We start from the raw sequence: 19,642 nt of genomic DNA, 5'->3' as shown, positions 1-19,642 counted from the left end.
TGTGCAAAAGAAAAGGTTCAGGTGAACGTTATTTACGCTTGCAGGTCTGCTTACCTGGCGGACAGAAAAAGAGGAAGAATGTGCCTTCTATGAAACCAGCCAGAAGTGATGCAGTGACCAGTCTTGACCCCGTTTTCCAGCGCCTGGCGCGCTCCTCGTTTCGTATGCGTTTCCGCCTTGGTCCGAAAGAGCGCCAGTATTGCATTGATAAAGGCCCGGAAACCATCACCCGCCACGCCGAAGATTTTATCGCAAAGCGTCTTGCGCCCGCCGAGCCGAATAACGACGGCAAGCAAACGCCGATGCGCGGTCATCCGGTGTTTATCGCCCAGCATGCCACCGCCACCTGCTGCCGTGGCTGCCTTGCCAAATGGCACAATATTCCGGCGGGAACGGCGCTGTCAGCCGAACAACAGCAGTATGTGGTGGCGGTGATTTACCGGTGGCTGACTGTGCAAATGACGGGCGCATCGGGGTAGCTTTTTCGGGTGGCGCAGCGCTTACCCGACCTGGCTATGGGCATTGTAGGGTGGATAAGCGTATGCGCGCCATCCACCGCCACAACGGCTATCGTTACTGGAACGTATAGCTCAGATTCACGCCCACGCCGTAATTGCGGCCCGGCGCCGGTTCGAAGTAGCGGCCGTTGCCTTCATTAACGATGACCGAGCCGACATAATCCCGGTCGAACAGGTTATCCACGCGTCCCCATACGTCCAGCCGCCAGCTTTGCTGAATACGGAATTTATAGCCGCTGTTCAGCGAGGCGACGGTGTAGGTCGGCGCTTTGGCGTCGTTTTCGTCATCGGCCTGAATATCGCTCATATAGCGAACGTCCGCTCCCGCATAGAAACCTTCCTCCGGCGCGTATTCCAGCGCGGCATAGCCCATATTGCGAGCGATGCCCGGCATGCGGTTGCCTTTGCAGTTGTCGTCGCCGCAGACGTTGGTGCGGTAGGTGGCGTCCAGATAAGTCCACGCCATCTTCACGCGCCAGTCGTAAGCAAACTGCTGATCGAGCGAAAGTTCAACGCCACGGCGACGGGTTTCACCGGCGTTTTTATAGGTTGTGCGTCCGCCACTGCTTTGATCGGTAACGATCTCGTCATCGGTATCGGTCTGGAATACCGCCGCGGTGAACAAACCGTTGCCAATGCGGGTTTTGCTGCCGACTTCTACGGTGTCGCTGGTGGACGGCTTCAGGCCAAAGTTCAGCCCGGACAGGCCGTTATCGCGATAGGACAATTCGTTGATGGTTGGCGTTTCAAATCCGCGCCCCGCCGAGGCGTAGACATTCCACGCGTCGGTTACCGCGTACTTCAACGAGGCGGCCGGCAGCCATTTGTGGTAGCTCGCTTCGCCGCTGTCGTCGCCGTTGGCGCCGGTGATGTAGTAATCGTTAGAGTCGAAATAAACCGAGCTAAAGCGCACCCCGGCATCAAGGCTCAGTTTGTCGGTAAACTGCCACGCGGTTTGCAGATAGGGATCTACGTTCCACATTAAGTTGCGTTCATTACGCCGCATGTCGCCTTTTTCGCCCAGCACGGTGGCGCCGTTTTCAACCACGAAGTTCTCGTAGCCTTTGCGCTTCTCGGACATGGTTTCGTAATCAAGACCCGTCGTGAAACTGACCGGCACAGAAAGCAAATTGCCGCGGTGCGTCCAGCGGGAATCTATGCCCTGATAGTGACGTGAAAGCTGGATCACGCCGCCCGGATGGGTTGGGTTAAGCTGCGGCGCAACGGGAATCGACTGGTATTGTGTGGTTTCACGCTCGCCAGCATAAACCATCACGCTCAGGTCATCGTTTGCCGTGAGCTGGCGTTCATAATGCAGGCCAGCCTGGGTTTGTTTAGTGGTTTTGCGCGTGTCGTACTGGTTAGCGCGCGGCGACTGGGTCGGGTTGTCATGCCACTCCTGTTCGGTCAAACCGCCCGGATCGTTTGCGTCAATATCCACGCTGTTGAACAGAAAGGTCAGCTTGCTGGCTTCGTCGAGACGCACGCCAAGTTTGGCATTGCCTAGATTTTTCTGTGCGCTGCTGTGGTCGCGATAGCCGTGCGTGGTAAAGCGTGAGGCGGAAACGGAATAATCCACGTCGCCTGCCTGAGTGCCGTCGCCGGTAGACCCCGTGGCTTTGACGCTGTTGCGCCAGCTACCGAAACTGCCGTAATACGTGCTTGCCTCAAGGGTCGGCGGCTGGGTGCCGGTTGTGGTATTGACGTTTACCACGCCGCCGGAGGCGTTGCCGTATAACGCCGAAAACGGACCGCGCAGCACTTCGATGCTCTCAACGCTGTTGATATCGATGTTGGACGTTTGTCCCTGGCCGTCCGGCATGGTGGCCGGAATACCATCCACATACATTCTCACTCCGCGCACGCCATAGGTGGAGCGCGACCCAAATCCACGTACCGAAAGCTGCAAATCCTGCGCATAGTTCTGGCGGTTTTGTACCTGCAAACCCGGCACGCTGCTCAGGCTCTCTGAAAGATTAACGCGCGGCGCGGCCTGGCGCATGTCATCGCCAGCGACGACGCTGACGGCAGCCGGCGTATCCAGCTCGGATATGCCGCCGGGGCTTGCCGTAACGACCATCGTTTGTTCATTATCTTTCGGCGCATCAGCAGCAAGGACAGGCGCAGCCCAGGGCGTCAGGGCCGGGATCAGCAAGAGAGGGAGAGTGGACTTTCCGTGTTGAGTCATTTTCATCAGAGCAATTTTCATCAGGTGAGAAGGGCGAGCGTCCAGACGAACCATCTGGAACATTGTCGGCATATGTTAATACTTATGAGTAAAGTTTGAAAACTGTAAAGGCACTTTACGTTAAGGATAAGTGTTGGTGAAAGAACAACTAAGCGCAAGGACGGGGACGCAGGAGTGAGTTTTTCAGGCCATGCCGACGACAAAATTCGTCAGGTATTCAAGCCGTTTGGCAGTGGAAAAATCTTACGAAATTTTTTGCTTCAACGCCGCCTGAATCAGAGGTCGCCGCAGTTGCTCAACCATCCACGGGCTGTAAGCGGCAGGAACGGCGTTAACCCCCGCTAATACCTGCTCAACGGGTATCCAGCTAAAATCCATCACTTCGTCTTCATTTGGCTGCGGCCGGGAAGCGGTGCGGGTGAAAAAAACCGGGCAATATTCGTTTTCTACGATGCCGCTGGCATCGGTAGCGTAGTACTGAAACGACTCGTCAATCAGCGTTGGCGTTTCAATAGCCAGCCCCAGTTCGTAATAGCAACGGCGTATCACCGCGTCGGGCAGGGCTTCGCCTGGCTGAGGATGACCACAGGCCGAGTTGGTCCAGACACCCGGCCAGGCAACTTTGCCAATGGCGCGGCGCGTCAGCAGCAGCTCATTTTGCGCGTTAAAAATATAACAGGAGAAGGCCAGATGCAGCGGCGTGGCGGCGGTGTGTACCCGTGATTTCTCCATGGTGCCTGAGATGTTTAGTTTGTCATCCAGCAGCAGGACGTATTCGGTTACAGCAGTCATAACATTTATCCGGTAAACGGGAGGCGGGTTCGCAAAGCTTACCCGCCTTAACGTATCAGCTTCTTAAATCATCCGCAGGAATAAGATGTTCAGGCTGTTCTTCTTCGTGATGTTCGTGAACCTGGTTTGCAATCAGGTTCACGCGCTTACGCGCCCCGAACCATCCCAGGGTAAGCAGCACGGCTATCAAAGGGATTGAGGCGATAGTCCAGGTGCCGTTCGGATAGTCGAACGCCATCAGCACCAGTACGCTAAACAGGAACAGCAGCGTGAGCCAGGAGGTGAAAGGGGCGCCCGGCAGCTTAAAGCTTACGTCGTCAGCTTTGCCCTGTTTGATAGCCTGACGCAGTTTCATCTGGCAAACCACGATAAACGCCCAGGAAGCGATAATCCCAAGCGACGCGACGTTCAGAACGATTTCAAATACCTGCGAAGGCACATAATAGTTTAGCACCACGCCAATAACGTAGATGCCAAGCGTGACCAGAATCCCCGCGTAAGGCACCTGCTGCCTGCTCATCCTGGACATGAACTTCGGCGCCGAGCCGCCCATCGACATAGAACGCAGAATACGTCCGGTAGAGTAAAGGCCGGAATTCAGGCTTGAGAGCGCCGCGCTCAGCACCACCATATTCATGATGTCGCCGATATAAGGCACGCCGAGCTTCGAGAAGAAGGTGACGAACGGGCTTTGCCCCGCCTGATAGGCATTCCACGGCAGCAGCAGCACCAGCAACACGACAGAGCCAACGTAGAACAGGCCGATACGCCAGATAACGCTGTTGATGGCTTTTGGCACCATATTTTGCGGATCTTTGCATTCTCCCGCCGCCGTGCCCACCAGTTCGATAGAGGCAAAGGCAAAGACGACGCCCTGCACCAGCACCAGCGCAGGCAACAGGCCGTGCGGGAAGAAGCCGCCGTTATCGGTTATCAGATGGAAGCCGGTGGCGTTGCCGTCGAGCACTTTGCCGCTGCCAAGAAATACCGTCCCGACCACCAGAAAAGCGACAATCGCCAGCACTTTGATAAGCGCAAACCAGAACTCCATTTCGGCGAACCATTTCACGCCAATCATATTCATCGTACCGACAATCGCCAGCGCGCCGAGAGCAAACACCCACTGCGGCACATCGCCAAACGCGCCCCAGTAATGCATGTAAAGCGCAACGGCCGTGATATCCACGATGCCGGTCATCGCCCAGTTGACGAAGTACATCCAGCCGCAGACATAGGCGGCTTTCTCGCCAAGAAACTCGCGGGTATAAGAAACAAAACTGCCGCTCGAAGGACGATGTAAAACCAGTTCACCCAGTGCGCGCAGGATGAAGAAAGAGAAAATGCCGCAGACCAGATACACCAGCGCTAACGCCGGTCCGGCCATCTGTAAGCGAGCGCCTGCGCCGAGAAATAAACCCGTGCCGATGGCGCCGCCGATAGCAATCATCTGCACCTGACGATTGCCCATCGCCTTGTGGTAGCCAGAATCTTGAGCGTTGAGCCAGCGCCTTTTAGCGGCGCGGTGTTCAGCCTCAGTTTTGTGCTTTGTTTTCATTGTTATTCCTGTGTTGTTACTGCTTGCCTTGAATGTTTATCCTCCGAAACCCTCTGTCCTGTAGTTTGTTAAATCGCGGACATGGCAAATTTCGGCGATGGATCCTGGCAGGAAATGAAGAGCAACGCAAAGCCTGCTTTGCGGTTCGTGACCGGGCCGAAATGACTTCACAATCGAAAGCGGGGAAGGGGTTGTGTTAACTTTGCTCAACAGGAAATGGGCGAGGTGAGAAAACGACGTATGAAACGTGAAGCGCTCTTTGAAAGCGTATTTGAAAAATATCAGGTTGAGCCTGACTACCCGTGGCAGAAAAACAGCGATTACGCGGTGTTAAGGCATAAATTTAAAAAGAAATGGTTTGCGCTGGTTTATGCCATACAGGCAGAAAAGCTGGGGCTTGAAGGGACGTCGTTGCTTGAGGCGATGAACATCAAAGTTCAGCCGGAACTGCTGGGATCGCTGAGAATGCAGCCCGGAATTTTGCCCGCTTATCATATGAATAAAGAACACTGGGTGACGGTGCTTCTGGATAAAGTGCCGGACGCTGAGATTCTCGATTTGATAGATGAAAGCTACCGGCTTACCCGCTAACGGGTGCGCAGCCGTAATGCTGCTGGCATCACGGCGCATAAATCAACGGGGAGCAGGACACATTATCGTCAAGCTACTTTCGCTTTCAGAACGGGCTGGCGTGACGGGCTTTGATCAACTCGTTGCTGATGGGATGAACAATATGCAGCTCGCTGGCGTGCAGCATCAGCCGCGGCGTCTGTTCGGTGCCTGGCAGCAGGCGACCGCCATACAGATCGCAGCCCAAAATAGGGTGCCCCAACTGCTGACAGTGAATGCGGAGTTGATGGGTACGCCCGGTTTCCGGGGTTAGCTGTACCCGCGTCAAGGGCAGCGGCGTCCCGTTCTCCGGTTCATGATAAAAGCGTTCAACGACCCGATAGCGGGAGCGAGCGGGTTTGCCATGGATTGCGCAAATCGACATCAGAGGAAACATCGCCGGGTCCCTGGCAATCGCTGCGTCTATCACCCCTTCGTTGTCTTTCAGATGCCCGCAAAGCAGCGCGCTGTACACTTTGGTCACCGTGCGCTGGCTGAACTGTTGGCAGAGGGCGGCATTGATAGCTTTATTGCGGGCAATCACCATCAGACCAGAAGTGCCGAAATCCAGGCGGTGGACCAGGGTGCAGCCGGGGAATATCTGTACCAGTCGATGATGCACCGAATCCAGATTTTGCGGATTTTTCCCCGAGAGGCTGAGCAGTCCGGCGGGTTTATTGATCAGTACCAGGTGATCGTCCTGATAGAGATGCTCGATATTGTCATGGCACGGCGGAGCAATAAAGGTATCGACAATCTTAGACATCGGGCTACCAGGATGAAGTGTGGGTGCGGATGATAACGAATTTTGAGCCGACTGACGAATCTCGCTGTTCGCCTGATAAATTCACTTAACTGAGACAGGCAATATACTTTTCACCTGAACGACGCACGATGTCATCGGCATTTTCCTTGATATCCTTTCCTTCAAACGCGCCGTAGAGTTTTTTAAATTTCACGGCGCTCAGGCGGCGCGTAATGTCGCTGACCGTTACGGCCGAAAGCGGCAGCATATTGGGATAGCTCCACATGAAGGATACGGCATCTGCCCCCGGGGTGACCTGAAGGATGTCTCCGGCAAGCAGCACGCCTTCGTCCCGCGCCCAGTGAAGAACGCTGCCGCCAGCGAAGTGCCCGCCAAGACGAATGATACTGACGTCAGCGGTAAGATTAAGGGTGTCGCCTTCCCAAAGGGTGATCCAGGGGCTGCCGCGCATGATCCACTGGCGATCGCCGGCATGCAGGTAAATCGGGGCGTCAAATTCGGCGGCCCAGTCCTGCATGGTGGTGTAGTAATGAGGATGAGAGATGGCGATAGCCCTGAGCCCGCCCAGCGAAGAAACCAGCGTTTTCGTGGCGTCGTCGAGAGTGGCAATGCAGTCCCACAGAATATTGCCTTCCGGCGTTCTGAGAATAAAAGCGCGCTGATTAATCGCAAAATCAGGAACGGTCCGGATGCTGAGAAGGTTGGTCTCGTGCTGTTTCCATTTGTTTGAGTGCGAAGCAAAAAGGGTGTCTGAATCGATCCATTCCTGTCCCGTTACGGGGACATACTGGCGCTCATCTTCACAGATTTTGCAATGTTGCGGATGGGAACCCGCTATCTCATAGGATGTGCCGCAGGCTTTGCATAAAGTAATCATTAAGTCGTCCTCTTTGTTCGTCAGAGATTCATTCAGAAGGATAGCTTTTGTCTTACCTGCCGTTTCTGGTATTTCTCATCCAACAAATCAGACGTAAAAACGGCGGGACGCAGTACGCCCCGCCGTAATTTTATTACGCCAGTTTCTCATCCTGCTTGCCGAAAGAGCGCAGGGCTTGTAAAGGCCCCATGCCGCTTAAGGTAAACACGGACAGCAAGGTAAACGACAGGGCGACCAGGCCCAGCACCAGGTACGCGCCGTGGAAGCCGACTTTGTCATACATGTAGCCTGCGAAGACGGACATAAAAATCATCGCTAACTGTTTGAAGAAGCAGAAGCACACCAGGTAAATAGTGGCGGAGAAACGCACTTCAAACTGGCTGGTGATGTACTTAAAGCAGCCGACGATCAGGAACGGAATTTCGAACATATGCAGCGTTTTGAGCACAATGACTTCAAGCGGCGTTGAAGCAAATGAGGAGCCGATAATGCGCACCGACATAATCGCCCCGGCCAGCAGCAGCGCGTTCTTGCCGCCGATGCGGTTCACAATGAGCGGCGCGAAGAACATGATGCAGGCGTTCAGCAATTCACCCATGGTTGTGACATAGCCGAATACGCGCGTGCCCTGCTGGCTTGAATCAAAGAACGAGGTAAAGAAGTTGGCAAACTGTTGGTCAAACACGTCATAAGTACACGACACGCCGACCACGTAGAGCGAGAGGAACCACAGCTTACGATTTTTCAGCAATTCTAACGCGAGGCGGAAGCTAAACGGCGAATGGTTAGCGCCAAGGGAATGGGCCACTTCCGCAGACGGCTGCGTTTCCGGTTTGGCAATAAACAGTAAAATGGCGAGGATCACCGCACAGCCGGAGCCGAGCCAGAAAACAAACTGGTTATTGATGGTGAACATAATGCCGACAATCGACGCGCACAGCGCCCAGCCGACACAGCCAAACAGGCGCGCACGGCCGAATTCAAACGAGCTGCGACGGCTCACTTTTTCGATATAGGCTTCAATGGCCGGCGCGCCGCCGTTGTAGATAAAACCGAGGTAAATCCCGCCGACTATCGATCCCAGTAAAATATTGGCCTGCAGCAGCGGCCCGAAGACATAAATAAAGAACGGGGCGAACATCACCAGCATGCCGGTGATAATCCACAGCAGGTGTTTACGCAGCCCTAACTTGTCGGAAAGCAGGCCAAAAATCGGCTGGAAAAGCAGGGAGAAAAACGAAATGCTGGCGAAGATGATGCCGGTGTCGCTTTTGCTGATGTGGTTGATGTCATGCAGCCAGATCGGGAAAAACGGAAAGTAGGCGCCCATAATGAAGAAGTAGAAGAAAAAGAACAGCCCGAACATCCAGAAATTGGTGTTTTTTAAGTAGTACATGATGTTTATCCTTAGGGTAAAAGCAGGGCAGACTGGCCAGGTCTGCCCGGACGAAAGCGCAGGGCTTAACGACGCACCCAGCTCACTGAATAGTGATATTGTTGTTTTTCAAGCAAATATTCTGGCGAAACGCTGGGACTCCAGGAATCATCTCCGCCCACGCCCATATGGAAGCCGTCGATATTCAGCCAGCTACCGGGCTCTGCGGATAACAGGTGTCGATGCGACGTTTCACGCAGTTGTCGCTGGCTGTAGCGGCTGAGGTTGAAATGGAATCTGCCGCGCCACAGGTTTTCGCCGTATTCCAGACTTTGCGTGTCGCAGCGCAGCCCGTTTTCCGTCGGGAACACATACGGCGTGTGCATCTCCTCCAGCGGCAACTGCCACTTATCGAACAGCGCAGACTGTTTGCGGTCCGGATAGTTTTCGTGCGGTCCAAGGCCAAGCCAGCTCACGGTGGGCTGGATCTCTGCCAGTTGGCAGGTCAGCCCGATGCGCGCCGGGGCAGGCGTGCCAAACGCAATATCTACGTCGACGCTGATATGCAGCTCTCCCTGGTCGTCTATGCGATAAGTTTTTCGACTGACAAACAGCGTCTTGTTCTGGTGCGTCCAGCGATGAACCGTGCGCAGCAGCACTTCGCGTTCAAGCCCTTGCGCTTCACAGCTCAGCAGCTCAGCTTCCAGCTCGTACATGCCTGCCGCTTTCCAGCGTTCAACCCAGGCGTTGGGGTCAATGCGCGTGGCTTCGCTGACGCCGATATCGTTATCCAGCGGGGCGCGAGTGAACTGGTCCTGCAGAGGCGAAAGCAGGGTGGCTTTGTCGTCTTTCCACCATTGCGTCAGCAGACCGGTTTCGCGGCTGAAGACCCAGCGCTGGTTACTCTGATGAACTTCGAAGCTGTCGCTGGTCGCTTCAAGCTGCGGCGCTTCACCCTGCGTGGTTCGCTCCGGAGTCGCCAGCACGCCCGGCAGTTGCCATTGATCCCACGCGCAGATGTGACCTGCTTCCGACCAGGCGGTTGCTTCGATTTGCTGCACCTGCACCGTGAGCCATACGTCTTCGCCGCGTGTGATTTCTGGCAGCGCATCAAGGATGATGACTTGTTTACCCTGCGGAGAGATATCCAGCAGCGCTTCGCCGCGCGCCAGTTCCGTGCCTGCCTGCTTCACCGTCCAGACCAGGCGTTCGTTATCGCTTGCGCGGAACAGGTATTCGCAGGCGATCTCAACTTTGAGCGGCGATTCGCGCAGCAAAGAGAACTGGAAGAACTGCTGCGCCTGTTTCGCCTCGTACAGCGCCGGATGCGGCGTGCGGTCGGCAAACACCAGGCCGTTCATGCAGAACTGACGGTCGTTAGGCTTATCGCCAAAATCGCCGCCGTAGGCGCTGAACGGCTGGCCTTTCTCGTCACGTTTAATCAGCGACTGATCCACCCAGTCCCAGACAAAACCGCCCTGTAACTTAGGATACTGACGGAACGCCGCCCAATATTTATGGAAGCCGCCGAAGCTGTTGCCCATGGCGTGCGCGTATTCGCACAGAATTAACGGACGGTTTTCATCTGGCATGCCGATCCACTTTTTGATTGACCATTTTGGCACCTGCGGGAAAGGCTGATCCTGGTCGACGCGGGCATACATCGGGCAAATAATATCCGTTGCCGCGCTGTTCGCGCCGCCGCCTTCATATTGCACCGGACGCGTCGGGTCGTTGGATTTGATCCAGCGATACAGTGCATCGTGGTTGCTGCCGTGGCCGGATTCATTGCCTAACGACCAGATAATAATCGAGGGGTGGTTGCGGTCGCGCTGCACCATGCGTGTAACGCGCTCGGTCATGGCGGGCAGCCAGACGGGATCGTCGCTCAGACGGTTCATCGGCACCATGCCGTGAGTTTCAATGTTTGCTTCGTCAACCACATACAGACCGTACTGGTCGCACAGGCGATACCACATCGGGTGGTTGGGGTAGTGGGAGCAGCGAACGGCGTTAAAGTTATGCTGTTTCATCAGCATAATGTCCCGGCGCATGGTATCGATATCCATCACCTGGCCATTTTCCGGGTGATGCTCGTGACGGTTGGTGCCGCGAATCAGCAGAGGTTTGCCGTTGAGCTTCAGCAGTCCCTGCGAAATTTCTACTTTACGGAAACCGGCGTCGCAGGCCTCGGCCTCAATCACCGCGCCATGCTTATCCTTTAACACCACCACCACGCGGTAAAGATTCGGCGTCTCCGCGCTCCACAGCAGCGGGCGTTCTACGGGCAGGCGAACCGTTGTGCGGTCGCTGTATGCGCCACGTTCGTCGACTATTTCACTGCCGATCGGCTGCTGCTTTTCACCGACCAGTTCATCGCCATGCCATAGCTGAACGCAAACCTGCGTCTCTTGTTCATCACCGTTCACCACAACCAGCGCTTCCAGTTCGGCGCGGGTGAAATCTTCATTCAGGTGGGTAGCAATGCGGATATCGCTGAGATGAGTTTGCGGTTTATGCAGCAGCGTAACGTCGCGGAAAATACCGCTCATACGCCACATATCCTGATCTTCCAGATACGAACCATCGCACCAGCGCAGCACCATCACCGCGATGCGGTTTTCACCCGCCCTGAGCACCTGGCTTAAGTCAAACTCAGACGGCAGGCGGCTATCCTGCGCGTAGCCAACCCAGTTGCCGTTGCACCATAAATGGAAGGCGGAATTCACGCCGTCAAAAATAATGCGGCTTTGCCCCGACGCCAGCCAGTCCGCATCAAGGTTAAATGTGAGCGAGTAACAACCCGTGGCGTTCTCTTCAGGAACAAACGGCGGATTGACAGGAATGGGGTAGGTGACGTTGGTATAAACTGGCGCATCGTAACCCAGCATCTGCCAGTTAGAGGGAACCTGAACGTCGTCAGCCCCGTTAAGGTCCTGCTCAACCCAGCTTTCGGGAACGGCTTGTGGCCGGGTAAAGTAGCTGAATTTCCAGATGCCGTTAAGGCTGCGCAGGCTTTGAGACTGTGCGTCTTTGCGCGCCAGTTCCGCAGAGCGCCAACTGGCGAACGCGGGATGGGCGGCGAGCTGGTTTAACTGGGTTACGGCCGGGTTTTCCCAGTCGCGCCGGGCCAGGACGGAAGCAAGAGTGGCGGCATTGCTGCCTGCTTTTATTATCATATTCCGGGTTCCTTAATTAATTTGCGAAGCGCTCACAATTTAAAGGCAATATGATTTTTTCCGGCTGGCGTGTAAAGCAGTATGGCGGCATTAGGTGATATGGCTCACAGATTTGTCACGCCAGGCGGAGCAAGCCTTCTACAGACAAAACGGAACTTCTCTATAGTTCTATTTATTCAATAAAAAAGCCGGAGCTAAACGATGAAAGCTGAAACCGCGGAAGATGATGAGAGCGTGCTTGATTTTTGGTTTAAAGAAACCGCTCCCGATCTCTGGTTTAGCGCAGAGGAAAAGCTTGATGAACAGATCCGAAGCCGTTTTTCCGCCGTTTATCGCGCAGCAATTCGTGGTGAACTGGTTAGCTGGAGAGAAAGCCTTTCCGGACGACTGGCTGAAGTTATTATTCTCGACCAGTTTTCGCGAAACCTTTTTCGCGTAGGTCCTCTTGCCTACGCAGCAGACGGCATGGCCTTAGTGCTTGCACAGGAACTGGTAACATCCCCCGGTTTTGCTGAACTGCCGGTTGAGAAAAGAGACTTTGCTCTTATGCCCTACATGCATTCGGAATCGCCGGTTATTCACGAACTGGCGCTCAGAATGTTCCAGGAGTATGGCAGTGAGCAATCCTGCGAATTTGAAAAACAGCACAAACAGGTTATCGATAAATTTGGGCGCTATCCCTGGCGTAATGAGGCGCTCGGTAGACCCTCAACGCCGGAAGAGATCCTCTGGCTGGCGGAACAGAAGTAACCATCCTGTGCGGATAAACCGGGGAAAACCGTTAGCCCAATCTTCCGACCTGGTGCGCGAGCGCTACCAGCGCATCCGCAAGCGCCTGAGCGGAAGGGGCGTTCCCGCCGGGAGCAGCGGTGGTTTTGCGCTCCACAAGCGTAACGGGCAGCACCTGCGGCTGTGGCTGCGTCGCTGGCTTGTGAATCAGTTCAAGCAGGCGATTCACGCTTGCCTTACCCAGATTTCTGAAATCCTGCTTAATGGTGGTGAGCGGGGGAATAAAACAGGCGCTGTCTTCGGTATCGTCATAGCCCACCACGGACACGTCTGCCGGCACCGCTAAACCCTGTTCGGAAAGCGCGCGCAGCGCGCCAAGGGCCATCTGGTCGTTGGCGACGATAATCCCGCCCGGCATCTTACCCTCGCGCAGCAGTCTGGAAACCTGTTCATAGCCTGAAAGCGAACTCCAGTCGCCTTCCATTATCGCAACGGCTTCCAGCTTGTGCGCGCTCAGCGTTTTCTTCCAGCCTTCAAAACGCAGGCGGGCTGAAATCGACGTCAGCGGCCCGGTGAGCAACGCGATGTGTTGATGCCCAAGTTCAATGAGGTGTTCAACGCCCAGACGCGCGCCTTCGTTGGGATCGAAAATAATAGTGTTGGCATCCAGGTCCGGGGAGACATCCAGAAACAGCGCAGGCACGTTGGCGCAGGTTTCTTTTACCGCCTGCGCTTCTTCGTTTTCGAGAGGGATATTAACAATCAGCCCGTCTACGCGCTGTGAAAGCAAGCTGTTGACCGCTGTTTTACAGGCCGCAAGCCCTGGTTTTTCAATCATGGAGATAACCACGTTGAAGTTCATGCTGCCAGCCTGAGTTTTGATAGCCGCAACAATTTGCGAAGGGGCGTGAAGCGAAAGGTTGGTGGTGGCGAGGCCAATGGTCTGGCTCAGTTTCCCGGCTAACTGCTGCGCTACGCGGTTGGGTACGTAATTTAGCGCGACCATCGCCGCCTCAACTTTCAGACGCGTTTTTTCGGAAACGTGGCTGGCCTGGTTAATCACCCGGGAAACGGTCTGATAGGAAACATCGGCATATTCCGCCACATCGTAAAGCGTTACTGACTTGGGTTTCATGCCGGGTTTCCTTATCGCTCTTAAAGTCCGGAGGTATTCTACACTTAATCACTTTAGACAGGAGAGCATCATGTACAAACTCTACGGTGCGCCGGGATGCGGCTCGGCGATTGTTGAAATTATGTTCATCCTGACGAATGAACCTTATAAGTGGAAAAACGTTGAGGGATTCGAGGAGCCCGGCCCGCAACGCGATGCGCTGTTAACGCTCAACCCGCTGGGCCAGGTGCCGACGCTGATGCTTGAAGATGGCGCTGTCATGACCGAAACCGCGGCTATCGCGCTGATGCTGCTTGATAAGCATCCGGAGATGGCGCCGCCTGCGGACACGCCGGAGCGCCAGCGTTTTTATCGGCTGCTGGTCTGGTTTGTCGCCAATGTTTATCCCACTTTCACCTACGGCGATAATCCTCCCCGCTGGACGCAAAGCGGCGCAGAGGAGCTTCTTATCAGCACAAATCATTATCGCGAGCAGCTTTATCTTTGGCTGGAGTCTCAGGTCAGCAGCGGGCCCTATATTTTTGGTGAAAAAATCACGCTGCTGGACGCGTATCCCGCGGCGATGATTAACTGGCGGCCACGCCAGCAATGGTTTGAGGAGCATACGCCGAAGCTGTTCGCCATTGCGCAGAAGATGCGCCAGCGTAAGGAGTTTCAGGACGTGCTAAGCCGTAATGAGATGCTGTGATCGCACCATCGATCATATGGCGCGAAGCTAATCCTTTATAGTGACAAGACTTTCATCGCAACGGAATTTGTCCCATGGCTTTTGATCTGAATGCTTACTTCGCGCGTATTCATTTTTCAGGCAATTTCGCGCCGGATTTGCATACGCTGCGGCAGTTGCACTTGCTGCATACCTGCGCCATTCCTTTCGAAAATCTGGACGTGCTTCTGGGGCGAAGAATTTTGCTTGATGATGACAGCGTGTTCGAAAAGCTGGTGACGGCCGGGCGGGGCGGCTATTGCTATGAACAAAACGCATTGCTGCGCCGTGCGCTGCTGGCAATAGGTTATCAGGTGGAAGATTTAGCGGCGCGAGTGCTGATTGCGCGCCCGGAGCGGGTGCCTGCCCGCACCCATCGATTGCAGCTCGTGACGGTTGGGCGCGAACGCTGGCTGACGGATGTGGGTTTTGGCGGCAAAACGCTCACCGCCCCGCTGCGTTTTGAACTTAATAGCGAGCAAACCACTCCGCACGGCACATATCGTCTTACACGTCTTGATGAAGATTATCTGCTTAGCCTGCGAGAAGGCGGCGACTGGCTACCGCTTTACCGCTTCGATTTGCAGCCGCAATATTTCGCGGACTACGAAGTAGCGAACCATTATGTCGCGACCTGGCCGGAGTCGCATTTTCGTCATCATCTGATGCTCTGCCTGCATGTTCATAACGGCAGCACCGTCACGCTAAGCAACCGCCAGCTCACGGTTGGCGGCGAAAAGCACGAGCTGGCCGATGCGGCCGCCGTATATCAGACGCTGCAATCCCGTTTGGGTTTGCGCCTGGATTCCCCAAAACACGGCATCGACTGTGAAACTTTTGCCGCCGCGTTTAATTTAATCAGTGCCCGGTAACGACAAACTCACCACGACTATGGAGAAAAGCTGTGCCACATATCACCGTTAAATATTTCCCGCGTGAACTGACAGACGAGCAGAAACAGGCTCTGGCGGAAGATCTCAGCGACGTTGTTAAAAAGCATTTTAGCTCGAAGGACGCTTCGCTTTCGGTTGCGTTAGTGCCGGTGGAACAAGACCGCTGGAAAGAGGATGTTTACGACACAGAGATAAAGCCTGCGCTTGATACGCTCGCCAAAAAACCGGGCTACAGCATGTAGTTTTGGCATAACGAGGGAGAATACTCCCTCGTGTGCTCATCATCTTCAGGCATGCGAAAGCGGAAGACGCCAAAAAAGTTATCCACAAAATCGGTGGATAACTCTGTGGGATTCTATGTAGATCTTGTCCGGGAGCTGATTTCGCCGCGAGTGATGTCTTTTAAGCTTTACTCACGTCGCTGAGCAATACCGCGATGCTTTTGCCGCCGTTCGTCTGCTCAAGCGCTATTTTTACCACGATGGTAAGGGGAACAGAGAGCAGCATGCCGACAGGGCCAAGCAGCCAGCCCCAGAATATCAGCGATAAAAACACCACCAGCGTGGATAAACCTAAACCGCGCCCCATCATGCGTGGCTCAATGATGTTACCGAACACAAGGTTTATCGCCAGATAACCCGTCACCACAATTAGCGCGTCATAAAAACCGCTGAACACCAGAACCTGCGCGACGGGCGGAATAGCCGCGAGGACCGAGCCGATATTCGGGATGTAATTTAGCGAGAAGGCGAGCAGCGCCCAGACAAAAGCAAAGCGTACGTCAAGCATGACCAGCATGGCCCATATCACCAGGCCCGTCACCAGACTGATGGCCGTTTTCAGCACCAGATAGTGGCTGACGCTATCCAGCCCTCGTTGAATGGCGCCCATTCCTTCTGTGGGGCGAGCCATCAACTGCTGAAGTTTTATGGGGAGCTGCGGTACTTCCGTCAGCATAAACACCACGGTCAACAGCAGCAGGAAAAGAGAGGTCATGGCGTTTGAAAGCTGCGTAATGAGGCTGGTGACGAGCGTCATCGCCGCGTTGGGGTCGATATACCTGAGCAATTCATCAACGGATATCACAATCCCCGCGCGTTGCAGCCAGGGCTCAAGCATTTGCAGGGGAGCTATCAGCGAGGAACGGTACTGCGGCAGGGTGCGAGCCAGCTCGTTGAGCGAGGTGCCCAGATAGGCTAACAGCAGCGCCATTGATAACACGATGATCGCAACAACCAGCGAGATCGCCAGCACTCTGGGAACGCGTAATTTTTCAAGACGATGGATAACCGGGTTCAGGATAACCGAAATAAACAGCGCCAGAATAAAGGGCACAATAATGTCCGCCGCCACTTTTATGCCCGCCATGATGACGACCAGCATACCGAGCATAATGACGGCTTTTAAACCGCGGAGGGTAATGATGGGTTTTGCCATTCTTGAGGCTCTCCATATGGATGTGCGGGAGCGTTTCCGGCACACGTCATTCCTGTTAATTATCGCGATAATACGGCGCATGCGATAATAGTTTATTAAACGCTAGCGTAAAGAAATGAAAAGGGAACGCGAAGACCCTATCAATTATGGTACAAATTCGGCGTGTTTTACTACCGAGGACAATTTATTATCCGCAACCGATGAGAAGCAATACCGCGGATATGTTGTGAATATTATGGACATTATGTTTACGAACAAGCTGTTCAAAACGTTATTAATGAACCTCTCTATTGCTGTTTCTTCCGCTTTCTTCCTTTCCGGTGAACAACACTGGCGCAACGCGCTATAGTTCCGCTCTCCTGCTTTGGCCGCCACGCACATCCCGTGCGCTGTAAGGCTATCTGATATTTTTTGTTCGGTTTTTTCATCGTTCATTACGATTGTTAAAGCTGCGGCATCGTTATTTTCTCTGTCAGGAGAGAAACCATGATTTACTGGATTTTATTAGTTCTGGCTATTGCTGCTGAAATTATCGGCACCTTGTCGATGAAATGGTCAAGCGTGAGTAATAATAACGGCGGTTATATTTTCATGCTGGTGATGATTTCCCTGTCTTATATTTTGCTGTCCTTTTCCATTAAACGTATTGCGCTTGGCGTAGCCTATGCGATGTGGGAAGGCATCGGTATTTTATTTATTACGCTGTTTAGCGTAATGCTGTTTGATGAATCCATTTCAGCGCTGAAAATTATCGGTTTGACCACGCTGGTGGTGGGCATTGTGCTGATTAAATCGGGAACCAGCGTAAAGAAGGTTCGCAAGGATCGGACGGCGCGGGGAGGTGACCATGCCATCGCTTGAATGGGTTCATGCAGCCTGGTTACTGACGGCCATCGTGCTTGAAATTGCAGCAAACATTTTTCTTAAACAGTCTGACGGCTTCCGGCGGCCCCTCTACGGCGTGCTTTCTTTATTCGCGGTGCTTGCCGCGTTTAGCGCGCTGGCGCAGGCGGTTAAGGGCATTGAACTTTCAGTCGCGTATGCGCTGTGGGGCGGTTTTGGTATTGCCGCGACGGTTGCCGCCGGCTGGATACTTTACGGGCAGCGCCTGAACCGTAAAGGCTGGCTGGGACTGCTTTTTTTGCTGGCAGGTATGATAATCATTAAAGTCGCCTGAAGCTGCGTAGCCTGGCACAGGCCAGGCTACTGGCTTGCCAGCGCTTCTAACCGATCCCGAAAACCGGTGACTGAAATGGCCCGGTTATCAGCGCGGTAGCGGTCTTTTGCCGCAGGGGCGGAGCTTTGTACGGCAATCAACTGCCAGCCGTTATCGGTTTTAAGCATCAGGGGTGAACCGCTGTCGCCCGGCAGCGTGTCGCACTGATGCGACAGGACTGTTTTTTGCGCCCAGCCGGTTATCAGACAATGGTTATGGCTATAGAGATCGTCCAGATGATCTTCAGGATAGCCGGACTGCGTAACCTGCCGATTTTGCGCTTTTAACGCTTCGGTCAGGGCGTCGCGATCGCCTTCAAACAGAGGAAGGGGAGTGATGCCGGACGGAGGATTATGCAAAATAACCAGGCCGAAATCGTGCGGCGCCGCGCCGGGCGGGACAATCCAGCCGTCTCCGTCGGCTTTCAGACGCCGTCCAAGGGTGCTTTCTACGCGGCCTTCAATATCGTGAATTTCATAACGCCATTTCCCCTGAGCCGAGATAAAACGTAGCGCCACGGCTTTGTCGGGTTTGCCGCGTGGAGGCTGCAGAAGGCAATGTCCGGCGGTTAAGGCCAGATGGGGAGAAATTAAGGTTGCGGTGCATAAATTGCCGCTGGCGGTTTCCAGTTGGCCGATAGCATCCCAGGGGGAGTTTTCGGGATCGGGCACGCGGGTGCGGTCATCGTTGCCAAAAAACAACGTTTTTACATCCCTGGCGCTGTCTTCATCCGCATGGGATAGTGCCGGTAATAAACACAGAGCTCCTAACAGCCATACAACTTTTTTGCGCATATCACTCTCTATGGGGCGATTAATTATGATTTTTGTGTAAACCCGTTGGATGGGGTAACTATAGACGGGTCGCGCCGAAAGTGGGAGTAAAAACAGCGTACTACGCCTTTAAATCCAGAAGCTAAACGTAATAATGCCGCAAATAATCAGTACAGAAAGGATGATTTCAAAACCGTAGCGTCGCAACATCGCCCGGACTCCAGAACTAAGCACCCGCGAAGCGAGCGTCAGGTTGCTGACAAAGAAGGAAAAAGCGTGATTTTTTCCTCTTTGTGGTTGTAGCCGAAAATCAATGAATTGATTTTCCTTGTTTTTTAAATGACGGCACCCTTTATTTTTGTGGCGCCGAAAGGTTTGTCATCAAATTAAACACCCGGCGAGCCGGGTGTTTTCATAGAGACTTTAATTTCGGGATGCCCCGACAAACTTATGCTGCTGGTTGGGCAGCGGGTTTGGTCGCAGCGTGGGTCGCTTTTTTGTGGTGCTTTTTAGCAGCCTGCGCTTTCTGCTCGGTCTGAGCGGGTTTTGCTGCTTCAGTTTTTACCGCTTTCTTGTGGTGCTTTTTGGCAGCCTGAGCTTTCTGTTCGGTAGCGGCTTTTTTGTGCTTTTTGTGATGGGTGGTTTTAGCTGGCGCTTTAGCCGGAGCCGCAGCGGTAGCAGCAGGCGCAGGTGCTGCGGCGGTGTCAGCAGCGAAAGCAGCAGAAGACAGACCCATGAGCGCTGCAACAGCCAGAGCTAATACTTTATTCATCTCGACATCCTCGAATTTGTTTGTGTGTGAACCCCACTGCGGGGCCGTTGAGATGAACTATAGGCTTGTCGTTCAGCGCCTTCAGTGAGTGATTGGTATCGGCGTGTAACGGAATGTACAAA

The 19,642-nt window shown here is 54.1% G+C and carries 21 protein-coding genes; 9 read left to right on the top strand and 12 right to left on the bottom strand.

The genetic code is table 11. The annotated features are described in order from the left end of the window. The first annotated feature begins 113 nt into the window (after nt 1-113). On the top strand, nt 114-479 hold the full coding sequence (locus MUA00_RS19850) for a DUF4186 domain-containing protein (RefSeq protein WP_271124716.1): 366 nt from the start codon (nt 114-116) through the stop codon (nt 477-479). Nucleotides 480-573: 94 nt separating this feature from the next. Here the strand turns inward: MUA00_RS19850 and pqqU are convergent, their stop codons facing one another. The 3 genes from pqqU to ansP all read right to left on the bottom strand — a co-directional run bounded on the left by pqqU (nt 574) and on the right by ansP (nt 5,053). Beyond that, the gene (pqqU, locus tag MUA00_RS19845; RefSeq protein WP_271125017.1) at nt 574-2,712 is read right to left on the bottom strand and encodes a TonB-dependent receptor PqqU; all 2,139 of its coding nucleotides are present in this window, start codon (nt 2,710-2,712) and stop codon (nt 574-576) included. A 237-nt stretch (nt 2,713-2,949) separates the two neighbouring features. Further along, nucleotides 2,950-3,498, bottom strand: coding sequence for an isopentenyl-diphosphate Delta-isomerase (idi, locus tag MUA00_RS19840; protein ID WP_271124715.1), 549 nt, complete (start codon nt 3,496-3,498; stop codon nt 2,950-2,952). A 55-nt stretch (nt 3,499-3,553) separates the two neighbouring features. Beyond that, complete coding sequence (gene ansP, locus MUA00_RS19835) at nt 3,554-5,053, bottom strand: L-asparagine permease (RefSeq protein WP_271124714.1); 1,500 nt, start codon at nt 5,051-5,053, stop codon at nt 3,554-3,556. A 240-nt stretch (nt 5,054-5,293) separates the two neighbouring features. On the opposite strand from ansP, the gene MUA00_RS19830 reads away from it, so the two are divergent. After that, the gene (locus MUA00_RS19830; RefSeq protein WP_271124713.1) at nt 5,294-5,644 is read left to right on the top strand and encodes an MmcQ/YjbR family DNA-binding protein; all 351 of its coding nucleotides are present in this window, start codon (nt 5,294-5,296) and stop codon (nt 5,642-5,644) included. An 85-nt stretch (nt 5,645-5,729) separates the two neighbouring features. Here MUA00_RS19830 and MUA00_RS19825 read toward each other — a convergent pair whose 3' ends face one another. The 4 genes from MUA00_RS19825 to MUA00_RS19810 form a co-directional block, all read right to left on the bottom strand. Continuing rightward, nucleotides 5,730-6,428, bottom strand: coding sequence for an RluA family pseudouridine synthase (locus tag MUA00_RS19825; protein ID WP_271124712.1), 699 nt, complete (start codon nt 6,426-6,428; stop codon nt 5,730-5,732). A gap of 85 nt (nt 6,429-6,513) precedes the next feature. Continuing rightward, on the bottom strand, nt 6,514-7,305 hold the full coding sequence (locus MUA00_RS19820; protein ID WP_271124711.1) for an MBL fold metallo-hydrolase: 792 nt from the start codon (nt 7,303-7,305) through the stop codon (nt 6,514-6,516). Nucleotides 7,306-7,438: 133 nt separating this feature from the next. Beyond that, a complete protein-coding gene (locus MUA00_RS19815) occupies nt 7,439-8,701 on the bottom strand; it encodes an MFS transporter (protein WP_271124710.1) in 1,263 nt (420 codons plus the stop codon). 65 nt (nt 8,702-8,766) lie between these two features. Next, the gene (locus MUA00_RS19810; protein WP_271124709.1) at nt 8,767-11,859 is read right to left on the bottom strand and encodes a beta-galactosidase; all 3,093 of its coding nucleotides are present in this window, start codon (nt 11,857-11,859) and stop codon (nt 8,767-8,769) included. A 201-nt stretch (nt 11,860-12,060) separates the two neighbouring features. Between MUA00_RS19810 and MUA00_RS19805 the strand changes: the two genes are divergently transcribed. Next, nucleotides 12,061-12,609: a DUF924 family protein gene (locus MUA00_RS19805; protein ID WP_271124708.1), complete on the top strand. Its 549-nt coding sequence runs from the start codon at nt 12,061-12,063 to the stop codon at nt 12,607-12,609. 31 nt (nt 12,610-12,640) lie between these two features. Here MUA00_RS19805 and MUA00_RS19800 read toward each other — a convergent pair whose 3' ends face one another. Next, entirely contained in the window at nt 12,641-13,723 is a 1,083-nt protein-coding gene (locus MUA00_RS19800) for a LacI family DNA-binding transcriptional regulator (RefSeq protein WP_271124707.1), read from the bottom strand. A 70-nt stretch (nt 13,724-13,793) separates the two neighbouring features. On the opposite strand from MUA00_RS19800, the gene MUA00_RS19795 reads away from it, so the two are divergent. The 3 genes from MUA00_RS19795 (at nt 13,794) to pptA (ending at nt 15,564) form a co-directional block, all read left to right on the top strand. After that, nucleotides 13,794-14,411 (top strand): glutathione S-transferase family protein, encoded by a 618-nt coding sequence (locus MUA00_RS19795; protein ID WP_271124706.1) that lies wholly within the window; start codon nt 13,794-13,796, stop codon nt 14,409-14,411. Between the two features lie 74 nt (nt 14,412-14,485). After that, nucleotides 14,486-15,301, top strand: a complete 816-nt coding sequence (locus tag MUA00_RS19790) for an arylamine N-acetyltransferase family protein (RefSeq protein ID WP_271124705.1) — start codon at nt 14,486-14,488, stop codon at nt 15,299-15,301. A 32-nt stretch (nt 15,302-15,333) separates the two neighbouring features. Next, the gene (gene pptA, locus MUA00_RS19785) at nt 15,334-15,564 is read left to right on the top strand and encodes a tautomerase PptA (RefSeq protein WP_271124704.1); all 231 of its coding nucleotides are present in this window, start codon (nt 15,334-15,336) and stop codon (nt 15,562-15,564) included. 160 nt (nt 15,565-15,724) lie between these two features. Here pptA and MUA00_RS19780 read toward each other — a convergent pair whose 3' ends face one another. Then, entirely contained in the window at nt 15,725-16,759 is a 1,035-nt protein-coding gene (locus tag MUA00_RS19780) for an AI-2E family transporter (protein ID WP_271124703.1), read from the bottom strand. A 235-nt stretch (nt 16,760-16,994) separates the two neighbouring features. On the opposite strand from MUA00_RS19780, the gene MUA00_RS19775 reads away from it, so the two are divergent. The 3 genes from MUA00_RS19775 (at nt 16,995) to mdtI (ending at nt 17,936) form a co-directional block, all read left to right on the top strand. Beyond that, complete coding sequence (locus MUA00_RS19775; RefSeq protein ID WP_438941037.1) at nt 16,995-17,108, top strand: protein YdgV; 114 nt, start codon at nt 16,995-16,997, stop codon at nt 17,106-17,108. A 137-nt stretch (nt 17,109-17,245) separates the two neighbouring features. Further along, nucleotides 17,246-17,620, top strand: coding sequence for a multidrug/spermidine efflux SMR transporter subunit MdtJ (gene mdtJ, locus MUA00_RS19770; protein ID WP_271124701.1), 375 nt, complete (start codon nt 17,246-17,248; stop codon nt 17,618-17,620). After that, on the top strand, nt 17,607-17,936 hold the full coding sequence (gene mdtI, locus MUA00_RS19765) for a multidrug/spermidine efflux SMR transporter subunit MdtI (RefSeq protein ID WP_271124700.1): 330 nt from the start codon (nt 17,607-17,609) through the stop codon (nt 17,934-17,936). Before mdtJ ends, mdtI begins: the two co-directional genes overlap by 14 nt. A 26-nt stretch (nt 17,937-17,962) precedes the next feature. On the opposite strand, the gene MUA00_RS19760 is transcribed toward mdtI, so the two are convergent. The 3 genes from MUA00_RS19760 to asr form a co-directional block, all read right to left on the bottom strand. Beyond that, nucleotides 17,963-18,769: a trypsin-like serine peptidase gene (locus MUA00_RS19760; RefSeq protein WP_271124699.1), complete on the bottom strand. Its 807-nt coding sequence runs from the start codon at nt 18,767-18,769 to the stop codon at nt 17,963-17,965. A gap of 108 nt (nt 18,770-18,877) precedes the next feature. Beyond that, nucleotides 18,878-18,958, bottom strand: coding sequence for a small membrane protein YdgU (gene ydgU, locus MUA00_RS21420; RefSeq protein WP_456298741.1), 81 nt, complete (start codon nt 18,956-18,958; stop codon nt 18,878-18,880). 238 nt (nt 18,959-19,196) lie between these two features. Further along, the gene (gene asr / locus MUA00_RS19755) at nt 19,197-19,520 is read right to left on the bottom strand and encodes an acid resistance repetitive basic protein Asr (protein ID WP_271124698.1); all 324 of its coding nucleotides are present in this window, start codon (nt 19,518-19,520) and stop codon (nt 19,197-19,199) included. Nucleotides 19,521-19,642: the final 122 nt, after the last annotated feature.

Origin of the sequence: Dryocola boscaweniae, from assembly GCF_025215095.1 — a bacterium.
In the GTDB taxonomy this organism is placed as follows: Bacteria; Pseudomonadota; Gammaproteobacteria; order Enterobacterales; family Enterobacteriaceae; genus Dryocola; species Dryocola boscaweniae.
The sequence above is the reverse complement of the archived record's forward strand: the minus strand, read 5'-3'. Positions and strand labels throughout refer to the sequence as shown.